This is a genomic window from Citreimonas sp. (assembly GCF_042096055.1).
Taxonomy (GTDB): domain Bacteria; phylum Pseudomonadota; class Alphaproteobacteria; order Rhodobacterales; family Rhodobacteraceae; genus Citreimonas.
In genome coordinates, this window is the sequence record NZ_JBELMH010000005.1 from 14,374 (window position 1) to 18,983 (window position 4,610).

Annotated in this window: 4 protein-coding genes; 2 read left to right on the forward strand and 2 right to left on the reverse strand. The window is 68.7% G+C overall.

The window, feature by feature from the left end:
- Together fabB and fabA are read right to left on the reverse strand one after the other, a co-directional pair.
- Positions 1–1,221, reverse strand: a 1,221-nt coding sequence (gene fabB / locus ACFDTC_RS02450) for a beta-ketoacyl-ACP synthase I (protein ID WP_375257278.1), incomplete at its 3' end; no start/stop codon positions are given.
- A gap of 224 nt (positions 1,222–1,445) precedes the next feature.
- Positions 1,446–1,955 (reverse strand): bifunctional 3-hydroxydecanoyl-ACP dehydratase/trans-2-decenoyl-ACP isomerase, encoded by a 510-nt coding sequence (gene fabA / locus ACFDTC_RS02455; protein WP_375257279.1) that lies wholly within the window; start codon positions 1,953–1,955, stop codon positions 1,446–1,448.
- Positions 1,956–2,134: 179 nt separating this feature from the next.
- Here fabA and irrA point away from each other — a divergent pair, with 179 nt between their 5' ends.
- Complete coding sequence (irrA, locus tag ACFDTC_RS02460) at positions 2,135–2,551, forward strand: iron response transcriptional regulator IrrA (RefSeq protein ID WP_375257345.1); 417 nt, start codon at positions 2,135–2,137, stop codon at positions 2,549–2,551.
- A 216-nt stretch (positions 2,552–2,767) separates the two neighbouring features.
- Positions 2,768–4,534, forward strand: a complete 1,767-nt coding sequence (locus ACFDTC_RS02465) for an autotransporter assembly complex family protein (protein ID WP_375257280.1) — start codon at positions 2,768–2,770, stop codon at positions 4,532–4,534.
- Positions 4,535–4,610 lie beyond the last annotated feature (76 nt).

A 4,610-nucleotide genomic window follows, 5' to 3' on the forward strand; every position in this document is an offset into this window, starting at 1 on the left:
CAGGCGCGACAGCACCATCGACCCGTTCGTACCGCCGAACCCGAACGAGTTCGTCATTACCGAATCCAGCCCCGCATTCTCGACGCACTCGGTCGCGATTTCCTCGGGCTTCAGCTTCGGGTCCAGCGTCTCGACGTTGATCGACGGGATGATGAAGTCGTTCTCGAGCGCCAGCAGGCAGTAGATCGCCTCCTGCGCGCCGGTCGCGCCCTGGCTGTGGCCGGTCATCGACTTGGTCGACGACACCGGCGGCGTGCTGCCGTCGCCGAAGACGCGGCGCACGGCCTCGATCTCGCCCACGTCGCCCACGGGGGTCGAGGTGCCGTGCGCGTTGATGTAGCTGATCTTGCGCCCCTCCGGCAGCGTGCCCAGCGCCAGGCGCATCGCCCGTTCGCCGCCCTCGCCCGAGGGCGCGACCATGTCGGCGCCGTCGGACGTGGCGCCGTAGCCCGTCACCTCGGCGTAGATCTTGGCACCGCGCGCCTTGGCGTGTTCCAGGTCTTCCAGCACCAGCATGCCGCCCCCGCCCGAGATCACGAACCCGTCGCGCTTCTCGTCGAAGGCGCGGCTGGCCTTCTCGGGCGTGTCGTTGAACTTGGACGACATCGCGCCCATCGCGTCGAACAGGCACGACAGCGTCCAGTCGAGCTCTTCCCCGCCGCCGGCGAACATCACGTCCTGCTTGCCCAGCATGATCTGTTCCGCCGCGTTGCCGATGCAGTGCAGCGAGGTCGAGCAGGCGGACGTGATCGAATAGTTAATGCCCTTGATCTTGAACGCGGTCGACAGGTTCGCGCTGACCGTCGAGCACATGCATTTCGGCACCGCGAAGGGCCCCACGCGCTTGGTGCCGCCGGTCTTCAGCACGGTCTCGTGCGCGGCCAGCATGGCACTGGTCGACGGCCCGCCGCTGCCCGCCACAAGGCCGGTGCGCGGGTTGACGATGTCGCTTTCCTCAAGCCCCGCATCCGCGATCGCCTGCTGCATCGCGATATGCGCATAGGCCGCGCCCGGCCCCATGAACCGCAGCGTGCGCTTGTCGATGTGTTCCGAGACGTCGATGTCGATCGAGCCCGCCACCTGGCTCCGGAACCCGTGTTCCTTCATCTGCTCGTTGGCGGTGATCCCCGAGCGACCGGCCTTCAGCGAGGCCAGGACCTCCTGCGCATTGTTTCCGATGCTCGAAACGATCCCGAGCCCTGTGACGACGACACGGCGCATGCGGCCTCCATTCATATGTCAGGGCGTGTGTAGGGCATTGCCGCCCGGGGACGCAAGGCAGGGTTGCAGGCGCGCAACGGCCCCGCCGGGCCCACGATCAACGCCGCGCGCACCGACCTGCGGCGCGGCCCATTCGTTGACGAAACGTAAAAACACCTCTGGAAGTCATTGATTTCCTTGGGCGCAGTCGTGTCCCATCGTGGGACACCCGTTTTCGGGGCGGCTCAGCTCTCGCTCAGCGCGACCTTCATGTCCTTGACCTGGTAGATGGTCTCGCCGTCCGCCTCGACCCGGCCGTCGGCCACGCCCATGGTCAGCCGGCGGGTCTGCACGGCCTTGGTGAAGTCCACGTAATAGGTCAGCATCTTGCGGTCCGGGCGGACCATCCCGGTCAGCTTGACCTCGCCCACGCCCAGCGCGTAGCCGCGCCCCTTCCAGCCGCGCCAGCCCAGGTTGAAGCCGGTCAGCTGCCACAGCCCGTCGAGCCCCAGGCACCCCGGCATGATCGGATTGCCCGGAAAGTGGCACGCGAAGAACCACAGGTCGGGGTGGATGTCGAACTCGGCCACCACGTGGCCCTTGCCGTGCGCGCCGCCGTCGCCCGAGATATCGGTGATCCGGTCCATCATCAGCATCGGCGGCTCGGGCAGCTGGGCGTTGCCCGGTCCGAACAGCTCGCCGCGCGCGCATTTCAGTAGGTCTTCCTTGCCGAAACTGGTCGGATACTCGGCCATGCGGCGCGCCCCTGCTTGCTGTTGCATTTCCCTTTGCCCCTCTACCACCGGCCGGACAACGGTGACAAGGGCGGCACGCCCGCCGCCCGCGACCGCACGTCCACGTGTGAAACCACCGAAACCGATTGAAATTCCGGCGCCGGGACCTTTATATGCAAAGCATGGCAAAGGTTTCGGACATGACGGATGATGCGGTTCGGCGCGGGCGCGAGTGGCTTGCGCAAAGCGCGCTACGGCCGACGCGGCAGCGTATCGCGCTGGCGTCGCTGCTGGTCGGCGACGGCAAGGACCGGCACGTCACGGCCGAAAGCCTGTTCGAGGCCGCCAAGCACGAGGGTGAGCGCGTGTCGCTGGCCACGGTCTACAACACGCTCAAGGCGTTCTGCGAGGCCGGCCTCATGCAGGAGGTGACCGTCGACGGGTCGAAGAGTTACTTCGACACCAACATGCACGATCACCCGCATTTCTTCTGGGAGGACGACGCCCGCCTGACCGACGCGCCGTCCGAAGAGCTCGAGATCGCGCGCCTGCCGCGTACGCCCGAAGGCGCCGAGATCACGTCCGTCGACGTGGTGATCCGCCTGCGCCGCACGTAAAGCACAGCTCGGCACCACCCTTTCACGTGACCGCGCGTCGCGCGGAACCTTGCCGATCCGCGGGAACGTGACCGGGCGGGCACAAAAAGGTGTGCCGAAACCGTGGCGGTTTTGCACGCGGTGTCCTACCGTTAACGGATGATGAACCCGCTTTTCCGTTTCCGCCGGATTCGGGGCGCCGCCCCGCTAGTCGCACTCCTCGCCGCCGCCAGTCCGATGCCGGCCGCCGCGTTCGAGCAGGTCGTCCTGCGATTGCCACGCGCCGACGAGCTTCCCGAGTTGCGCACCAGCCTCGTCGACGCGCTGCTTCTGGGCACCCTGCCCGACGAGGCGCGCACGGACGGGGACGAGGTTCTGGCCGCGGCGCAGGCCGATTACGCCCGCCTGCTCGAGGCGCTGTACGCCCAGGGCTTCTACGGCGCGTCGGTCAGGATCCTGCTGGACGGGCGTGAGGCCGCGACCATCGCGCCGCTGAACGCGCCGGACACCGTGGACAGCGTGCAGGTCATCGTCGAGCCGGGCGCGCGCTTCGATCTGGGCGTGACCGACATCGCGCCGCGCCCGCCCACCGCCGAGCCGTTCGAGGATTTCCGCACCGGCGCGCCGGCGCTGGCCACCACCGTGCGCGACGCCGCGCAGTCGACCGTGGAAGGCTGGGAGGAGCTGGGTTTCGCCAAGGCGCAGGTTACCGATCAGGACATCATCGCCCGTCACGAACGCAACCGCCTCGACGTGATCGTCCGGGTAGCGCCCGGGCCGCGCCTGCGGTTCGGCGACGTCACGGTCGGCGGCCAGAGCGCCGTGCGCGCGCCGCGCGTGCGCCAGATCGCCGGCATTCCGCGCGGCGAGACGTTCTCTCCGGACGCGGTCGAGCGCGCCGCCGACCGCCTGCGCAGCACCGGCACCTTCCGCAGCGCCACGATCACCGAGGCCGAAGAGCCAAACGCCGACGGCACGCTGGACTTCACCATCGACGTGATCGACCGCGAGCCGCGCCGCATCGGTGCCGGCGCCGAAATCTCGAGCCTGCAGGGCCTCACGCTGACCGGCTTCTGGTTGCACCGCAACATCCTCGGCGGGGCCGAGCGCCTGCGGATCGAGGGCGAGGCCGCGCAGCTAGGCGGCACCTCGGGCGGGCCGGACTACTCGCTGTCCGCGCGCTTCGAGAAGCCCGCCGTCTACGGCCCCGACACGCGCTTCTTCGCGCTTGCCGCGATCGAATACACCGACGAGCCCGACTACATCGACCAAACCGTGCGCCTGGAGCTGGGGGCCACGCGCGAGTTCTCGGACGCCCTGACGGGATCGCTGGGCATCGCGCTGCGCAATTCGCGCATCACCGATCGGTTCCTGCCGCGCGACGCCGACGGCGACTACCCCGAGCGCGAGTTCACCCTGCTCAGCTTCCCCACCTCGCTGGAATGGGACCTGCGCGACAGCGCGCTGAACGCGACCGAGGGCTACTTCCTGCGCGCCGAGGTCGAGCCCTTCGCCGTCGTCAGCGGCGACGGCGATTCCGGCGCGCGCACCGAACTGGACGCCCGCGCCTACTATTCGGTGGGCGAGAACGTCGTGCTGGCCGCGCGCGGGCAGCTGGGCGCGGTGGTCGGCCCCGACGCGCTCGATGCGCCGCCGGAATTCCTGTTCTACTCGGGCGGCGGCGGGACCGTGCGCGGCCAGCCGTTCCGCTCGCTCGACGCGGAATACGACGGCATCGACCTGGGCGGGCGCAGCTTTGCCGGCCTTTCGGGCGAGGTTCGCGTCGACGTGCGCGAGAACATCAGCGTCGTGGGCTTCTACGACGTGGGCTATGTCGGATCCGAGCCGTTCGGCTTCGACGACGGCGACTGGCATTCCGGCGCGGGCTTGGGCCTGCGCTACGACACCACGATCGGTCCGCTGCGGCTGGACGTGGCAGGCCCCGTCTCGGGCGGCACCGGCGAGGGCGTTCAGATCTACCTCGGGATCGGGCAGGCATTCTGATGCGATACATACTGGCATTCCTGCTGCTTCTGCCGATGGCGGCGGCGGCGCAGAACGACGATCGCGGCTTTATCCA

Coding starts and splice junctions, on each gene's coding strand:
- irrA (WP_375257345.1), top strand. CDS start 2,135: ATGACGGATGATGCGGTTCGGCGCGGGCGCGAGTGGCTTGCGCAAAGC.
- ACFDTC_RS02465 (WP_375257280.1), top strand. CDS start 2,768: ATGCCGGCCGCCGCGTTCGAGCAGGTCGTCCTGCGATTGCCACGCGCC.
- fabA (WP_375257279.1), bottom strand. CDS start 1,955: ATGGCCGAGTATCCGACCAGTTTCGGCAAGGAAGACCTACTGAAATGC.